Source organism: Methanomassiliicoccales archaeon, assembly GCA_014361295.1.
Lineage (GTDB): Archaea > Thermoplasmatota > Thermoplasmata > Methanomassiliicoccales > JACIVX01 > JACIVX01.
In genome coordinates this window covers 1,597,567-1,612,232 of the sequence record JACIVX010000001.1, presented here as the reverse complement: position 1 = coordinate 1,612,232, position 14,666 = coordinate 1,597,567, and the positions used below count along the sequence as shown (strand labels likewise).

The 14,666-nt window shown below is 46.8% G+C and carries 15 protein-coding genes; 7 read left to right on the top strand and 8 right to left on the bottom strand.

Features of this window, described 5'->3' with window-relative positions; translation table 11 throughout:
* Positions 1-110 precede the first annotated feature (110 nt).
* From H5T41_08025 to albA, 5 genes are all read left to right on the top strand, one after another.
* Positions 111-1,361, top strand: a complete 1,251-nt coding sequence (locus tag H5T41_08025; GenBank protein ID MBC7108716.1) for a Glu/Leu/Phe/Val dehydrogenase — start codon at positions 111-113, stop codon at positions 1,359-1,361.
* 13 nt (positions 1,362-1,374) lie between these two features.
* Complete coding sequence (locus H5T41_08020; protein ID MBC7108715.1) at positions 1,375-2,016, top strand: helix-turn-helix domain-containing protein; 642 nt, start codon at positions 1,375-1,377, stop codon at positions 2,014-2,016.
* A 143-nt stretch (positions 2,017-2,159) separates the two neighbouring features.
* Positions 2,160-2,336, top strand: a complete 177-nt coding sequence (locus H5T41_08015) for a ferredoxin family protein (protein MBC7108714.1) — start codon at positions 2,160-2,162, stop codon at positions 2,334-2,336.
* 51 nt (positions 2,337-2,387) lie between these two features.
* Positions 2,388-3,536 carry a hypothetical protein gene (locus H5T41_08010; protein ID MBC7108713.1) on the top strand — a complete coding sequence of 383 codons (1,149 nt, stop codon included), beginning with the start codon at positions 2,388-2,390 and terminating at the stop codon, positions 3,534-3,536.
* A gap of 135 nt (positions 3,537-3,671) precedes the next feature.
* On the top strand, positions 3,672-3,944 hold the full coding sequence (gene albA / locus H5T41_08005; GenBank protein MBC7108712.1) for a DNA-binding protein Alba: 273 nt from the start codon (positions 3,672-3,674) through the stop codon (positions 3,942-3,944).
* Positions 3,945-4,069: 125 nt separating this feature from the next.
* On the opposite strand, the gene H5T41_08000 is transcribed toward albA, so the two are convergent.
* A complete protein-coding gene (locus tag H5T41_08000; protein MBC7108711.1) occupies positions 4,070-4,810 on the bottom strand; it encodes a DUF835 domain-containing protein in 741 nt (246 codons plus the stop codon).
* A gap of 101 nt (positions 4,811-4,911) precedes the next feature.
* Here H5T41_08000 and H5T41_07995 point away from each other — a divergent pair, with 101 nt between their 5' ends.
* Positions 4,912-6,450: a hypothetical protein gene (locus H5T41_07995; GenBank protein ID MBC7108710.1), complete on the top strand. Its 1,539-nt coding sequence runs from the start codon at positions 4,912-4,914 to the stop codon at positions 6,448-6,450.
* Between the two features lie 16 nt (positions 6,451-6,466).
* Here H5T41_07995 and H5T41_07990 read toward each other — a convergent pair whose 3' ends face one another.
* The 6 genes from H5T41_07990 to H5T41_07965 all read right to left on the bottom strand — a co-directional run bounded on the left by H5T41_07990 (position 6,467) and on the right by H5T41_07965 (position 12,943).
* A complete protein-coding gene (locus H5T41_07990) occupies positions 6,467-7,489 on the bottom strand; it encodes a class I SAM-dependent methyltransferase family protein (GenBank protein ID MBC7108709.1) in 1,023 nt (340 codons plus the stop codon).
* Positions 7,490-7,540: 51 nt separating this feature from the next.
* Positions 7,541-8,809, bottom strand: a complete 1,269-nt coding sequence (locus H5T41_07985; GenBank protein MBC7108708.1) for an NAD(P)/FAD-dependent oxidoreductase — start codon at positions 8,807-8,809, stop codon at positions 7,541-7,543.
* A gap of 35 nt (positions 8,810-8,844) precedes the next feature.
* On the bottom strand, positions 8,845-10,413 hold the full coding sequence (locus H5T41_07980) for an ATP-dependent DNA ligase (GenBank protein ID MBC7108707.1): 1,569 nt from the start codon (positions 10,411-10,413) through the stop codon (positions 8,845-8,847).
* 114 nt (positions 10,414-10,527) lie between these two features.
* Positions 10,528-11,175 (bottom strand): fructose-6-phosphate aldolase, encoded by a 648-nt coding sequence (fsa, locus tag H5T41_07975; protein ID MBC7108706.1) that lies wholly within the window; start codon positions 11,173-11,175, stop codon positions 10,528-10,530.
* A complete protein-coding gene (locus H5T41_07970; protein MBC7108705.1) occupies positions 11,172-12,119 on the bottom strand; it encodes a transketolase family protein in 948 nt (315 codons plus the stop codon). The genes fsa and H5T41_07970 overlap by 4 nt, the downstream gene beginning before the upstream one ends.
* Positions 12,116-12,943, bottom strand: a complete 828-nt coding sequence (locus H5T41_07965) for a transketolase (GenBank protein ID MBC7108704.1) — start codon at positions 12,941-12,943, stop codon at positions 12,116-12,118. Before H5T41_07965 ends, H5T41_07970 begins: the two co-directional genes overlap by 4 nt.
* Before the next feature lie 140 nt (positions 12,944-13,083).
* On the opposite strand from H5T41_07965, the gene H5T41_07960 reads away from it, so the two are divergent.
* Positions 13,084-13,863 (top strand): HD domain-containing protein, encoded by a 780-nt coding sequence (locus H5T41_07960; protein MBC7108703.1) that lies wholly within the window; start codon positions 13,084-13,086, stop codon positions 13,861-13,863.
* Here the strand turns inward: H5T41_07960 and pcn are convergent.
* Positions 13,860-14,597 carry a proliferating cell nuclear antigen (pcna) gene (gene pcn, locus H5T41_07955; protein MBC7108702.1) on the bottom strand — a complete coding sequence of 246 codons (738 nt, stop codon included), beginning with the start codon at positions 14,595-14,597 and terminating at the stop codon, positions 13,860-13,862. The two genes, H5T41_07960 and pcn, sit on opposite strands and share 4 nt — an antisense overlap.
* Between the last annotated feature and the right edge of the window lie 69 nt (positions 14,598-14,666).

Sequence of the window (14,666 nt, the reverse complement as noted above, 5' to 3'; positions counted from 1 at the left end):
CAATCATGTAGAAGGGACGGATCGCTGGCGTAACCGCATTGTATTTAGAGATGTCGCACAAATACCAATGATATCAACTTTACTCGAACTATTCATGAGGGAGGAGAAAAATGAATCAGAACAATCCTTATGAAATGGCTGTTAAACAGGCTGAAAATGTTGGAAGACTCCTCGGACTAGACCGCGATCTGATCGATTTCCTGAAAAGACCGCAACGTGAGCTTACAGTCAACTTTCCCGTCAGGTTGGACGATGGCAGAGTAAGAATATTCACGGGATTCCGCGTTCAGCATAATTTTGCGCGCGGACCATGCAAGGGGGGAATCAGATATCATCCAAACGTTTCGCTCGATGAGGTGAGGGCTCTTGCCATGTGGATGACTTGGAAATGTGCGGTTATGGGTATTCCATTTGGTGGGGCCAAAGGGGGCGTCATCTGTAATCCAAAGGAAATGAGCCGAGGGGAGATTGAGCGCATGACGAGACGCTACGTCACGGAGATTTCGATGATTATCGGACCTCACAAAGACATCCCAGCACCCGATGTTTACACCGATTCACAGACCATGGCATGGATCATGGATACCTACAGCATGAATAATGGATATACGATACCTGGGGTCGTGACTGGAAAACCGCTGGAAATTGGCGGATCCAAGGGACGAGATGAAGCGACTTCTCGCGGTCTGATGTATATGATACGAGAAGCCGCCAAAGTGAAGAATATTGAATTAAAAGGGGCAATGGTTGCCATTCAGGGTTACGGTAATGTGGGTTGGCATGCGGCGAGACTCCTTCATCAGGAAGCCGGATGCAAGATCGTTGCGGTGAGCGATTCAAGGGGCGGCATCAGGAATCAGAATGGACTCGATCCGATTAAGGTCTATGAACATAAGCAGAGGACTGGTTCTGTTCAGGATATGGAGGGGACGGATAACATCACGCAAGAGGATTTGCTTGAGACCGAATGTACAATCCTCATTCCAGCAGCGCTTGAAAATGTCATCAGAAAAGACAATGCGGATAAAATTAGGGCTGAAATTATTGCCGAGGGGGCAAATGGTCCGACGACACCAGAAGCAGATAGGATCCTCTTTGACAAAGGAATCATGGTGATTCCAGACATCCTCGCAAATGCGGGTGGCGTGACGGTCAGTTATTTTGAATGGGTGCAAAATCTGCAGTTCTATTTCTGGTCGTTGGATGAGGTCAAGAACCGTCTGTTGCAGATGATGACAGAGGCTTTCGAAACAGTGTACGGGATTGCAAGGAGTCAGAATGTAGATTTAAGGACTGCTGCCTACATGTTAGCAATGAAACGCGTCGCGAGGGCGATGGAACTGAGGGGATTCTATCCATAGGAGTGATCGGTGCATGATGGAAGCAGTCATATCACTGAAAATGCCAGAAAAATGGATCAAGGATGCGCTCATGCAATATCCTTCAGTCATCAAGATCATCGGCTCAAAGCCCGTCAACGGGCACGCAGTGAGAGATCTCGTCGAGATCGAAGTTGAGAGGGAAGAGGACGTGCCGTCAGTTATTGAATCAATTAGATCGAGTCCCAATATTTTCAATGTTGATATCACGCCTATTGAAAGGGGAAAGGTTCTCGCGATTTTCTCGACAACTGAGTGTGCTGTCTGTCGATTGCTTGCGCATACAGACTGTTTCCTCACCTCTTCAACTTCAACAAAGGACGGTCGGCTCGAATGGTCTTTGCTCCTGACAGAAAAGGAGCCACTTCAAAAGTTGATGAAAAATCTCGAGAAAGCAGGCGCGGAGCCGAAATTGATCAAGATTACGGAGATCAGCGACAAGGATGCGCTGACTGCGAGGCAAGAACAGATCACACGGATGGCCTTTGAAAAAGGGTATTTTGATTTCCCGCGGAAAATCAGTCTCAAACAGCTGGCTAAGAGTTTAGGTGTTTCGACATCGACGCTGTCAGAAATCTTGAGGAAAGGACAGAAGCGCATCCTCGCGAAATATTTCAGGGAGCACCGCGAGGTTTAGATTCGAAATCACCGAATGAATTCGGGAAAAGGTCTATCATAGGCATTCTATCATGATACGAAAGTAAAGTCCAAAGGGTCACTGGACATTGGACAGATTTAAATGCTGGTATTGTATCCCCTGAAGAACGGAGGTCATCGATTATGCCACCAAAGGTTGATGAAGATTTGTGTACTGGATGCGGAAGATGCGAAGAGGTCTGCCCTGCAGGCGTTTTCAAGATCGTCGACAGCATTTCAAAAGTCAAAAATCCCGACGAGTGCACTGAATGCGGTTCCTGTGTTGATGAGTGCCCCGTCGAAGCGATCAAACTTGAATAACTCTATTGAAAAAAGAAAACAGAATACGATTCACACAGTCCACATATCATCATGACAGTAAAGAAGATCGTACTATCATCAGAGCTTTCCGGCAGCGAAATAGTTAGAGCATTATGGATTCTCGCCAAAGAACATGGCATGTCTCTCGATTATCTTCCAGTGACGATCGCGTACGCGAACATCAGTTCGTCAGAGAGAAAGGTCTATTGCAATGTCCGCATCTCGTCAGGAAACGCGGCATTCGCGATCTCATCATCTGAAAGGAATGACGCGATCGATTCTGAATGTCGATATCGCGAAATTTTTCTTGACATACCTGATGAATCGATACACGCTTTTTCCCCCTTGATCGAAAGCCTTGGTGAAAAGATTGTAGACTATAGCGTAAGGGAATTAACTACGGAAAAGACGGAAACTCATGAGGAAAAAGTCGATTCGTACACCGCTCCCTCGCCAAGAGATTATTCAATTGGCTTCAGGGTGCTCGTGGTTGTGCAGGGAGAATATGGAAATAGGATATTCAAGAATTTAAAAAAGAGAGCTCCGCCTCATTGGGAAGTCTCCGCGTTGCAGGTATCGAAGGATCTTCCGACAATCATTGATGACGTAGCCGGATACCTTCCACAAGAGATTCCAGAAACGGATCTTCTTCTTTTTCTCTCCGAAGGCCCGAATTCTCCGCAACTGATACCAGAACTTGTGCGTCGATCGAAGGCGCGGGGGCTCATCGCTCCAATCGATAATAGCGAGTGGATGCCATTTGGGCAGGCTAACCAGATCAGCCGGATCATGGATCAATGGGGCGTCGAATATTCTTTTCCGAGGCCGTTTTGTTCTCTTGACCCGATTGGCAAGCAGACGATTGACGAATTTGCCCGATGGTTTGGCAAACCCCTCATTGAGATTGAAACCAAGGATAACAAAACGGCGAGCAATATCAAAGTAATCCGAGGTGTACCATGTGGCAATACGGAATACGTTGCGGAAAACGTGAAGGGGGTACGACTTGATGAGATCGTTGAGAAGGCCGCGCTCACTCACCATCACTATCCTTGCCTAGCATCGATGAAGATCGAGCCTGATTTAAACGACACATTGATGCACGCCTCAGGATTCATTACAAAGAATGTGTTCGAGGAGCAGGTGAAGAAATATCTTAAAAAGAAAGTGGGATATCTTGATCCGTCTCAATTCAGATGATGCAACGAGGATCGGTATCGTTTTTGGTTGATTTTGTGGCCGCTAATTCATCGTTTCTTCCAGATCAGTACGGGAAAGAAATAAATATCGTTTCTGTTATTGTTCACTTCATACCACCGCAAGGGAGGTTTAGCATTGGCAGACGAAAACACGGTATACATTGGAAAAAAACCAACAATGAACTATGTTTTGGCTGTTGTGACGCAGTTTAACAGCGGCTCGACCGACGTGATCATTAAAGCAAGAGGAAGAGCCATCAGTCGTGCGGTTGATGTCGCTGAGATCGTCAGGAACAGATTCATACACGACGCTGTGGTGAAGGATATCAAAATACAAACTGAAACAATTCCAGCAGAGGGCGGCGGCAGCGCCAATGTGTCTTCCATCGAGATCTACATGAGCAAGTAATGAAAAACTCGATGGATCGTTTAGGAAATTAGGTGCCGCTCTAGAGGAAACTTTCCACAGCTCTTTTTTTTATTTTTTTCTAAGTTAGCACTGTTCTTAGCGATCACCAACGGAACAGTACAGAGCTATCTTCCCATTTCAAGTTCGAATAAACTGAGATCCCTTTGTTCGAACGTGGAAGGATCGATTGGAAGCAATAGTATCGATTTTGATAAGACAACTTGATCTTTCACGTTTTGCAGAAACTTTAAAACATTCCTGAAGTCATTCTGTGTGATGAGATATTCAACGCCTTCAAGCAGAATAACCTTCGTCGATTTTAAATCATTTCCAGATTTGTCTGAAGTGAAAGTCTTCAGTATCGTCGAGAGCCTTGGTAGATCCGTTGGTGAAACGTACATCTGCTCATCGGCACCATCTTGCTCAGGTGGCAACATTTCCTCTTTTGTGAGCCACACCATCGGGACATTCAATGTAAATTTCCTTCTTACTGTTGAGGGGTGCGATCTCGTCACACAAAGGCCTTTGAAGCCTTTTTCTAAGAGTGATTTAAAAGAAATGAACGCTCTGTCAATTTCCTTTCCCTTAAGAATAAAAACCGATCCAGGAACAAATTCTGCGGGAACACTCGTATCTCCCGCTGCTCTGGCCTCCTCTTCGTCAAGCTGGCCAAGTTCCTCTTCGAACTTCTTTCTTTTCTGCTTTATTCTTGCACTGATTGAGCTACGCGATGACTTTGCGAGCACCTGTATTTCGCGTGCGCTGTAACCTTTCATCGTTAATGAGATCAGTTCTTCCCATGCCTCTTTCAATCCATCTTCATATCCCTTTAGATAGCCCTTCGCGTAGGACTTTTCATCCGGCACCGCATCCCTCAACACGAAAATGAATATCTCATCCGTTAAATCCTTTTGTATTGATCTGCACAAAAGCTTATCGTAAGAGCATCACTTCATGTAAGGTAATCATGCAGAAAAGTTTCAAAACACGTGGATTAAAAATCACGCCGAAAAATCTGGAAAAGGAATTGATTGAAAAGGCGAGAAAACTCGCCGAGAGTCCTTCAATCCTCTTTCCTAAGTGCATCTCAAAATGCAGGAAATGTTCTTTTGAAAAAATGCTCAGCAAGATGGAAAAGATTTCCGAATTCGGAGACGACACGGAACGCTTGATTTCTTTTGCCGGTTGGGGAGACCAGCTTGTTAGAAGCTACGCGGCCACGATATCGCTCAAGAATGCAACGAAGATCCCTTATCTCGCTTTTGTCGATTTGCCGATTGGAAAAATCTCGTACGCGGTGCGTGGAAAAGTTGACAAAGAGAAACTGATTGGAGTGCAGTATTTCGATGACCCAGAATTAAGGTTATTGGCTTTCTGGGATATCGCGCAAAAAGACAATTTATATCTTTATTCCTCTGAGAGCGGTTTCTTTTGTTCTTCGAACTCGCCAAAGGCGCCGATAGAATATGTCAGGGATTCATTGCGAACGGCGCCCTACAAACTCGACGATCACGGCCATTGTCCTCACACATCAGCGAGAATGAAATTCGAAATTCTATGGAAATCGGCAGGTCTCATCATATCAATATGCACAGAATGTCTCGGCGATGAGAATCTTCTGCACCACCTTATGAAAGGCATTGCTGGAAGGGATCCAGCATCAGACTTTGACGTGAGTGTCAAAAATGAATTCGAATGCCTGTCATCGTGCGAGGTGTGCAAGATTAAGGACAGTATTAAGGAAAGCGGTGCGTTGCACCGCGACTATGTCAACGGCAAAATCGGAGATCGCGAGTTTTTCGAATCATATTTGAAAGAAATCGTCATGCATCTTCAGAATCGAAGCGATCCAATTCTGATGATCGGCGAGAAATGCTTTGGATCGGATGTCGATGCATTCATTTCGCACTTGAGGGGGAACAATGCAGAAAAAGAGGCGCTCAAAGGTCTCCTTCTCAAAGAAAGGATTTCAATCATTTCGACTAGCGACCAGGCAGGAAAAATCATTGGAGAACTGTGGGATCAGTACGAAAAATTGCTTCTCGAACAAGTTGCCTCACCAGTTGTAATGGAAACGATACTCAATCACCGGTCAGACCTGAGTCCCGCTCAGATGATTAACGAGGCGAAGAGGCTGGAATTGGCGAATCAGGTTCACGCTCTTTTGCCTTCATATTCATCCCTTGGCGACATTGGACGATTGGCCGATAGGCTTGCGAGAATCGTCAAGACACAGGATAAAGAATCCTTGTTGAAAATCACAGAAAAGGAGCGGCAGCTTGACCATCGGGCACGCGCTGTGACTTACGCTTTCTTGAGCGTCGCAAATATTGGTGATCAGAAATCGTGGCAATATACCAATGAGGAGAAAAATTTCGGAACCTATCTTGCAAACTTTGCGAGTGAGCTCGTCAGAAGCGAAGGGGAAGCATACCATGAAGCACTTGTGCGGTTGATCGCGGCAACCGGTTCAATTGAACAGATTGTGCGAGAGGAGAGGAAATAAAATAGGAGGTCATAAATTATTCAAGAACACGCACGTCCACGACGATGTGAATTGTCGAAGGCCCGTAAGATTTCACCTCTCGCACACTGATGATCTCATACCGTCGCCCATTCATCGCATCGTCGATGCGACGCATTGGTTGTTCAGGAAATAGATCGATCGGACACGTTTCATGATAATGAATTGTTCCGCCGGATTTTATGAGTTCTAGCGCCTTAGGGAGGTAATGGTGTGTTGTGCCGATATAACCCATGATGATTCTATCTGCAATACCCTTGCCTGGCAAATGACGATTATCACCGAGGAATGCTGTAACCTTCGACTCGACGTGATTGAGGCGAATGTTTTCTTCCAGATAACGATAAGAGAGAGGATTGATTTCACAAGCGATGATCTTCCTCGCATTGGTATAAACGGCAATTGGTAACGTAAAATACCCAATGCCAGCAAACATATCGATGACCATCTCACCCTCACATTCAAGTTCGCTCATTCGCTTTCGCTCGTTGATGTTGCCGGAGGAAAACATGATCCTGGCGACATCGAGTTTGTATTTGATTCCATTCTCAACATGCACGGTCTCCGTCTCACTACCAAAAATCACCTTAAGATTCGGTTCCCGATATGGCCCCGTGATAATTCCGACTTCCCGACAAACGGTTTTGGCGCGCAAAACTCTTGCATAAATTTCTGCGATCTGCGCCTCGTAGTCGTCAAGTTCGGAGGGTATCTTCAGGACGAGAACATCTCCGAGTTTCTCCCATTTATCTGGTAAGTATGACTTGAGCTTATCAGGTATTTCGATGCGGTCTCTTATTTCTTCATAGGGTGATCTGTAAAACGTGCGCGGATGACTTTCCCCCTCAATGAGTTCCAAACCAAATTCTCTGATGGTTTCCGCATCGATATTCTCCTTCAGAGGGATGAGTATACTGTCTTGCTCCTCCAGAATCGCGAGGTCTTTTCTCACCGCATCCCGTGCGAAGAGACTTCGTCTGACCGCTTCCGCCCTGCGCTTTTCGACTTTCGCCAGTAACATTCCGGAGCTTCCAAAATCGACCTCCTATTTCTTTTTTTCCGGATCATCAGGTCATTTTCCTATAAAGGAGCGCAGAAGTTGCGGCGAGAATTTGAGAAGAGACGGCGCAGCCTTCAAAATAGATGGAGCGATGAGACTCGGAAAATCGATGTCCCCTGTCGAAAGAATTTCGATGACTTCCTCCCTTTTCAAGATCGATCCTATCTCATCGAGTTTTCTGTCATCAAGCCGGGTGAAAACCTTGCGGATACGGTATCCGCGATCCAATTCTCGACCGATCTGTCGTTTCCAAGCTCTCTGATATGTTGAGGTCAAGCGCGCAGAAAAGTCTTCCTCCTCAAAACAACGCAAGGCTGCTTCGGTCGCGCACTGTGCAGCAACGCATCCTGTATACAAGCCCCCTCCACTCAGCGGTTTGGCTTGACCAGCAGCATCGCCGACAATCATCAATCGATCAGCATATGTCTTACGCAAAGAGCCGATCGGAATGATCCCAGAACTCGCCCTGATTCTCCTGCGTTGATCGAGACCTAGCTGTTTGAGAAGTCGCCTAAGATAGTTCGCTGGTGTTCCAAATTGCTCTGAAATGCAAAGACCCAACCTCGTGAATGAACCACAGGGGATCATCCATGCAAAGAATCCTGGTGCTACTTTTTCGCCGAGGTACACTTGTACGGTATCCTGTTCATTCATTTCATAGTCAATGTCGACCTGGATCCCCTTCACCCTCTCCAAAGGTCGCCCGAGGCCCTCGATTTCGGAAACACGGGATCTATAACCATCAGCACCGATAAGGAGTTTGGTTGAAATGATTTGCCGCTCTCCATTCGTTTCAATAGCCAGTTTGAGTTTGTCTCCTTCATTCGAAAAGTCAATGAATTTTGAGCTGAGAGAAAATGATGCGCCAGCAGAAACGGCTCTTTCATAGCAAATCTGATCGAAACTTTTCCTGTCAACAACGAAAGCCTTTGTGCCCTTTCCTCTTACTTCTAGGACTAGACCATTAGGAAAATGAAAGTGTGCCGAAGATAATTTATTAAGAATTGAATCTTCCGTCCTGGTCATTTCAACTACTCGTGGCGTGATCAGACCAGCACATTGAACAGGAAGACCGATTTGCCCATGCTCTTCGATCACGAGGGACTTCAAATCACATCCAACACGTGCGGCGATCTCACAGCCGACGGGGCCACCGCCCACGATGACGAGATCGTACTCCATCGAACCGTCATGAAGTCCACGGATATATCTTATTTTTGTGCCAGCACAGAAATCATAAGAATTCAATTTGCGAGAATACCTAGAAATTATCTTTGTCATCGTTCGAGGTCATCGGAAGAACCAAAATGAAAATCTCATAATAATTCCCGTCGTTCGAATTGATTCTTTGCTTTGTATTGTTCCTCATAAAGGCGCTTGACCGTCTCCAAAGTGTCTGCTTCTTCTGGAGACTTATCGTTGCGGATTGACTTGATCCTCGCGAATCTCAATGCAACGCCCGATCGATACCTCGGACTCTTTTGAATTTCGTCAAATGCGACCTCGACGACGATCTCTGGTTTAACGAAAACTGTGGTCGACGTCTCTTTAACTTTAATCGATAGAAGTCTATTCGTCATCCATTCAAATTCATCATCAGTCAAACCCTTGAACGTTTTTCCAACGATTTCAAAGTCGTTCCCGGAAACAGCAGCAAGATAATAATCGCTGAGCCATCCCTTCCTTCTCCCGTGCCCCCAATCCGCGCCGACAACAACAAGATCTAGCGTCATGCTCTTTTTAATCTTTAACCAGTGACGTCCCCTCCTGCCAATGACATATGGACTGAATAGACTCTTCGCGACGAGACCTTCATGACCTTCAGACAGAGCACGTTCGAAAAAGTTCCTTGCCTCTTCACGATCATCAGTCACGATTCTTGGTGCGATGAATTCCGACGGCACTGTCTCTTGCAGAATACTCCAGCGATCGACGTATGGCTTATCGAGAAGAGATCGCCCATCAAGAAAGAGAATATCAAAGAGGAAGAGTTTGACCGGCACGAGTCTCATCATCTCATCAATTTGATGACTACGCATCATACGATGCATCAATTCTTGAAAGGGCAGCGGTCGATCGCGAAAACCGATGACCTCGCCTTCAAGAATGACTGACTGAGCAGAGATTGAACGGAGAACCATCTCAATAACATCCGGCAAACTGCTTGTCAATTCTGTGAGACGGCGGCTGAAAATTCTCACAGCTGTCCCCGACTTATGGATCTGAACTCTCACGCCGTCGAATTTGAACTCGAAAGCAGCCTTTCCGAGGATTTTCAGAGCCTCATCGGTTGATGGGGCAGTCTCCGCAAGCATCGGTTTGAGCGGTACAAACAGGTTGATACCAAGGGATTTAATCGCATTCCTTCCTCGCGTCAATGCAGTTTCGGCCATGAGTCCAATATCCCCTGATGTCATGTTGGCCATCCTGATCTCCTCAACTGGAACAGAAGATGCGTGAGCGATCGCCTCGATCATGATACCTTCGTTAGCGCCGATTCTCATTTCACCAGAAAGACTCCGCACAACGTATTCTTTCTCTTCCTCAGTGAGCCTTGCTAAGAGACCACTGAGGAAGTCTTTCTTGAATTTTCTCGAGCCCCCGCCCTTCGCGTCGGCAACTTTACTAATCATCGATGCGAATTCAGGAATTGTCAAATTCATTTCAACTGGAAGGCGCTGTTGATGAACCATCAGTGCATCAGCGATCGTGGAATATCCCACATGGAGTACTCTTGATTCAGATTCCGGTAGCGGTCTGCCCAGCAAGAATAGGACTGCAGGCTTAATTTCGCTTGCATCTAACCTTTTAAGGAAAGATGAGAGAAGCTCGATCTTTTTCTTTCTGCTTCTTGTCGATTCAATGTCCTTGCAAAGCGATACCAACGATGTGAGAGACGTTGGCACAGATTATAAATGATGCCTCATCGTCTTCAATCTTCGCGTCTTCTTGACACCCACCAATTTCTCATTCTCAGAAATAAGAATCAACGGTAAGAATCAACGGCCACTCACTTTTTCCCAATCCTTGAGGAAACGTTCGATGCCGACATCCGTCAAAGGGTGCCTGAACATTTTCTTGAGGACGTCGTATGGTACCGTTGCGATATGAGCGCCCATCATCGCTGCTTCGATCACATGACCAGGATGTCTAACACTCGCGACAATCACTTCTGATTCAAAATCATAATTGTCGAGAATATCCAGAATTTGCCCAACAAGTTCCATTCCGCTGTGGCCGACGTCATCAAGACGGCCAACAAACGGCGATATGTATTTCGCACCAGCCTTGGCGGCGAACAACGCCTGGGCCGGCGAAAACACGAGTGTCATATTGACCTTGATGCCTTCCTCTGACAATTTCTTCGTTGCCTTCAGTCCTTCCTCAGTCATCGGAATTTTTATCACAATGTTCCTATGAAGGGCAGCGAGAGATCGCGCTTCGTTGATTATCTCGTCTGCGGTGAGACTGACCGCTTCGACGCTGATTGGTCCATCGACAATATCGCATATCTGCCGAATCAACGATTTGAAATCAGTCTTTTCTTTTGCAACCAGTGTGGGGTTTGTTGTCACACCATCGAGGATGCCCCAGCTGGCAACCTCTTTGATCTGTTCGACATTTGCGCTGTCGATGAAGATCTTCATTTTCTCTTCCTCCTGATAACTTCCATCGCCGCTTTGACAATCTCATCACTCGTGAGGCCGTATTTGACCATTAATTCTTCGCTCTCCCCCGACTCTCCGAACGTATCGGGAATCCCGACTCTTTTCATCGGCACCGGGTAATTCTCGCAGAGGCATGTCGCAACAGCACTTCCCAAACCTGATAGAATGTTGTGTTCTTCCGCCGTAACAATCGCACCCGTCTTCTGAGCGCACCTGATGATCGTTTCTTCGTCGAGCGGTTTGATTGTACTCATATTGATGACTGATGCCGAAATCCCCATCCTCTTGAGCTCCTCTGCGGCATCGAGAGCGACAGCAACCATCTGGCCAGTAGCGATCACCGTCACATCATCGCCTGGAAGCATCTCGGTTGCTTTCCCGATCGAGAACGGTGTCTCTGGGGTTGTCACAACAGGAAAATCCACTCGACCTAGCCTTACATAGCAAGGTCCCGGCCAATCAACGACAGCCTTGATCGCTTTGTACGTCTCTGGTGCGTCAGCTGGAACTACAATGGTCATATTCGGCAAGGTGCGCATCAGTGCGATATCCTCCGCCGTCTGATGAGATGCACCATCCCCACCAACGGTGATCCCAGCGTGTGTCGCGACGATCTTAACGTTAAATTTCGTATAGGCGATCGACTGTCTGATCTGATCCCAACACCGACCAGTCGCAAAAACTGCGAACGATGATGCGAAGACGATCTTACCGCTAGCCGCCAGCCCAGCGGCGGTTCCCATCATATTCTGTTCTGCAATCCCACAATTGAAGAACCGGTGAGGAAATTTCTTAGCGAATTCCGCAGTTCTCGTTGAAGTGGAAAGATCCGCATCGAGAACGACGACGTCGGGTCTCATCTCTCCTATTTCGACAAGTGCCCGGCCGTACTCTTTTCGCTGGCTGGCGAGCGGTCTCTTCATATCTCCTCCCCTAACTCCCTCAATCCACGCCGAAGTTCCTCTTCGTTCGGCGCCTTGCCATGAAAGCTTATCGAATTTTCCATGAACGAGACGCCTTTTCCTTTAATCGTGTGCGCGATGATTACCGTTGGCCTACCCTTGATCGTTTTGGCTTCCTCACATGCATTCCAGATCTGTCTCATATCATGACCATTGATTTCGATGACATGCCAGCCAAAACTCGCCCATTTCTTTGCCAGCGGTTCAATCGACATGACGAATTCGGTTGGCCCATCGATCTGCAGACCATTTCTATCGATAAAAACGGTGATGTTATCGATCTTGTAATGCGCCCCAAACATCGCGGCCTCCCATATCTGGCCGCTCTCAATCTCCCCGTCGCCGCATAGGCAGTAAACACGGTAATGCTCTCCATTCAACTTCGCGGCAAGTGCCATCCCATTGGCGACACTGAGTCCTTGCCCCAGAGATCCGGTTGACATCTCAACTCCTGGTGTTTTTCCCCTGGATGGATGACCCTGCAGTCTGCTCCCTAGCTTTCTCAAAGTGAGAAGCTCGCTGACTGGGAAATAGCCACTTTCGGCCAATGCAGCATAGTACGCGGGAGCGGCATGACCTTTTGACAGCACGAAACGGTCCCGACCTTCCCAATCAGGCTGATATGGTCTGTGATTGAGAATTTTGAAATAAAGCGCGGAAAGAATATCGGCGCTCGAAAGCGATCCGCCCGGATGCCCCGATCCAGCTGCAAATGTCATGCGAAGCACATGTCTTCGAATAAGATTTGCCTTCTGTTCAAGATAACGCACGTCTTCATCGCTCAAAGTGGCCAAACTCAAGCACCTCGGGAAGGGGGATTGGAGAATAGCATGACTCCGATTAAAAAGCTTTTGCGCTTTTCTGATCGCTGTTTGACAGGTTTTCTGCAGATACAATTTTTAATGATTTGATAGAATATCAATTGATGATGAAAGGAGTTTTCAGAATCCCCTGCGGTTCAAATACGGTTCTTGCGAAAATTGTTGACAAGATTAACGACGACCAAGAGATTTTGGCACTCTGGAAGGTCTCTAATATCATGGCAATTGACAGAATGGGCTATAACGATCATGGACCAACGCATGTCAAGATTGTCGCCTCCATCGCACTTAAGATGCTGCGCCTCCTGATCGAAAGTGGAGAAAAGCCAAACATAGTTGAAGACCATGGGATGAGAAATGAAGATGCAGAGGTCGTCGTCGTTCTTGCGTCAGCACTCCACGATATTGGGCATGCGATCCATCGAAGGGCGCACGAAGATTTTTCACTGATACTGGCGCCACCGATAATCCGAAGAATTCTCTCTGAATTCTATTCGGAGCCGACGCTGACACTTCTTCTCGCGGAAATCATGCACGCGATGATCGCGCATCACGACGAATTTACGCCATTGACGTTAGAGGCGGGCGTCGTCAGAGTCGCCGATGCACTTGACATGGAGAAGGGAAGAGCGAGGATTCCTTTCAAAGCGGGAAGCATCAATATCCATTCAGTTTCGGCTCTCGCGATCGACAAAGTCTCAGTGTCGAAAGGTAAAGAAAAACCAATCAGAATCGAGATCAGAATGAACAATTCTGCTGGGATCTATCAGATCGATGAGCTACTTCGTGATAAAATCGAAAAATCTGGCATCAGAGATAAACTGTCCGTCGTCGTAGAGCTCCCTGATCAGGAAATGAAAATTCTTGAGAGTCTCAAACTCTAATCGCTTTCAATCCTTGGCGCAAGCAGATAACTGACTTCGCCCTTCCCATCAGCAATCTGGAACTCGAGTTTCACAGGAAAATCATTACCCAAGCTGATTTTGATCGTTGTGCCTGAGGGGATTGCCCGAATCATGTTCGAGAAGTAATCGAGCGGGAAGAGGCTTCGGACTTTCTCCTTGCATTCAAGTGAAACAAGAAGATCCTTAGAGAGCTTGAGACTCACGGAATCCGTATCACCCTCTGAAAACATCTCGAATCCGTCGGGCGATGCAGTCAGGGCGATGTAATCGGATATATTCTCCGCCGCTTTGATGCCTTTCTGGAGCTCATCGGAGGTGACAACAACTATTGCGGGCAGGTTGAGGTTGGGAACCTTGGGGTCAGACATGCCCGTTGTATCTACAAGATTCATTCTCCTTGTGATGTTTCCGACATTGATGACGAGCCTATTATGGTTCTCGTCCTGTTCAATCTCGAGGATTTCCCCTGCCTTCGCAAGTCTCAGAACTTCTTTAATCTTATCAAGATCGATCCCGAGTTCGGTATCGTCTGCTTTGTATTCTTCAAACGCACCCTTCTGAAGCAAGAGGTTAACCATGGCAACGTGCGCGGGATCGACGGCCTTCAAACTGAGCTTATCCGGCGCAATGTTAAACTTTGCTTCGTCTACAAGCGTCGAAACGACATCAACAATGCTTTTGAGAATCTCTGACTTCACTTTCGCATGAAGCATGAGTTCCCCCCATTGTTCGATAAGCGTTTATACAGTAATAAACCTTACTTAGAGCACTATTGACTGGAA

Bases quoted from the DNA above. Each gene is read 5' to 3' on its own strand.
- H5T41_07970 (MBC7108705.1), bottom strand. From the start codon at position 12,119: ATGAAGAGACCGCTCGCCAGCCAGCGAAAAGAGTACGGCCGGGCACTT.
- H5T41_07960 (MBC7108703.1), top strand. From the start codon at position 13,084: ATGATGAAAGGAGTTTTCAGAATCCCCTGCGGTTCAAATACGGTTCTT.
- H5T41_08015 (MBC7108714.1), top strand. From the start codon at position 2,160: ATGCCACCAAAGGTTGATGAAGATTTGTGTACTGGATGCGGAAGATGC.
- H5T41_07985 (MBC7108708.1), bottom strand. From the start codon at position 8,809: ATGACAAAGATAATTTCTAGGTATTCTCGCAAATTGAATTCTTATGAT.
- H5T41_07995 (MBC7108710.1), top strand. From the start codon at position 4,912: ATGCAGAAAAGTTTCAAAACACGTGGATTAAAAATCACGCCGAAAAAT.
- H5T41_08020 (MBC7108715.1), top strand. From the start codon at position 1,375: ATGATGGAAGCAGTCATATCACTGAAAATGCCAGAAAAATGGATCAAG.
- H5T41_07990 (MBC7108709.1), bottom strand. From the start codon at position 7,489: ATGTTACTGGCGAAAGTCGAAAAGCGCAGGGCGGAAGCGGTCAGACGA.
- fsa (MBC7108706.1), bottom strand. From the start codon at position 11,175: ATGAAGATCTTCATCGACAGCGCAAATGTCGAACAGATCAAAGAGGTT.
- H5T41_08025 (MBC7108716.1), top strand. From the start codon at position 111: ATGAATCAGAACAATCCTTATGAAATGGCTGTTAAACAGGCTGAAAAT.
- pcn (MBC7108702.1), bottom strand. From the start codon at position 14,597: ATGCTTCATGCGAAAGTGAAGTCAGAGATTCTCAAAAGCATTGTTGAT.
- H5T41_08010 (MBC7108713.1), top strand. From the start codon at position 2,388: ATGACAGTAAAGAAGATCGTACTATCATCAGAGCTTTCCGGCAGCGAA.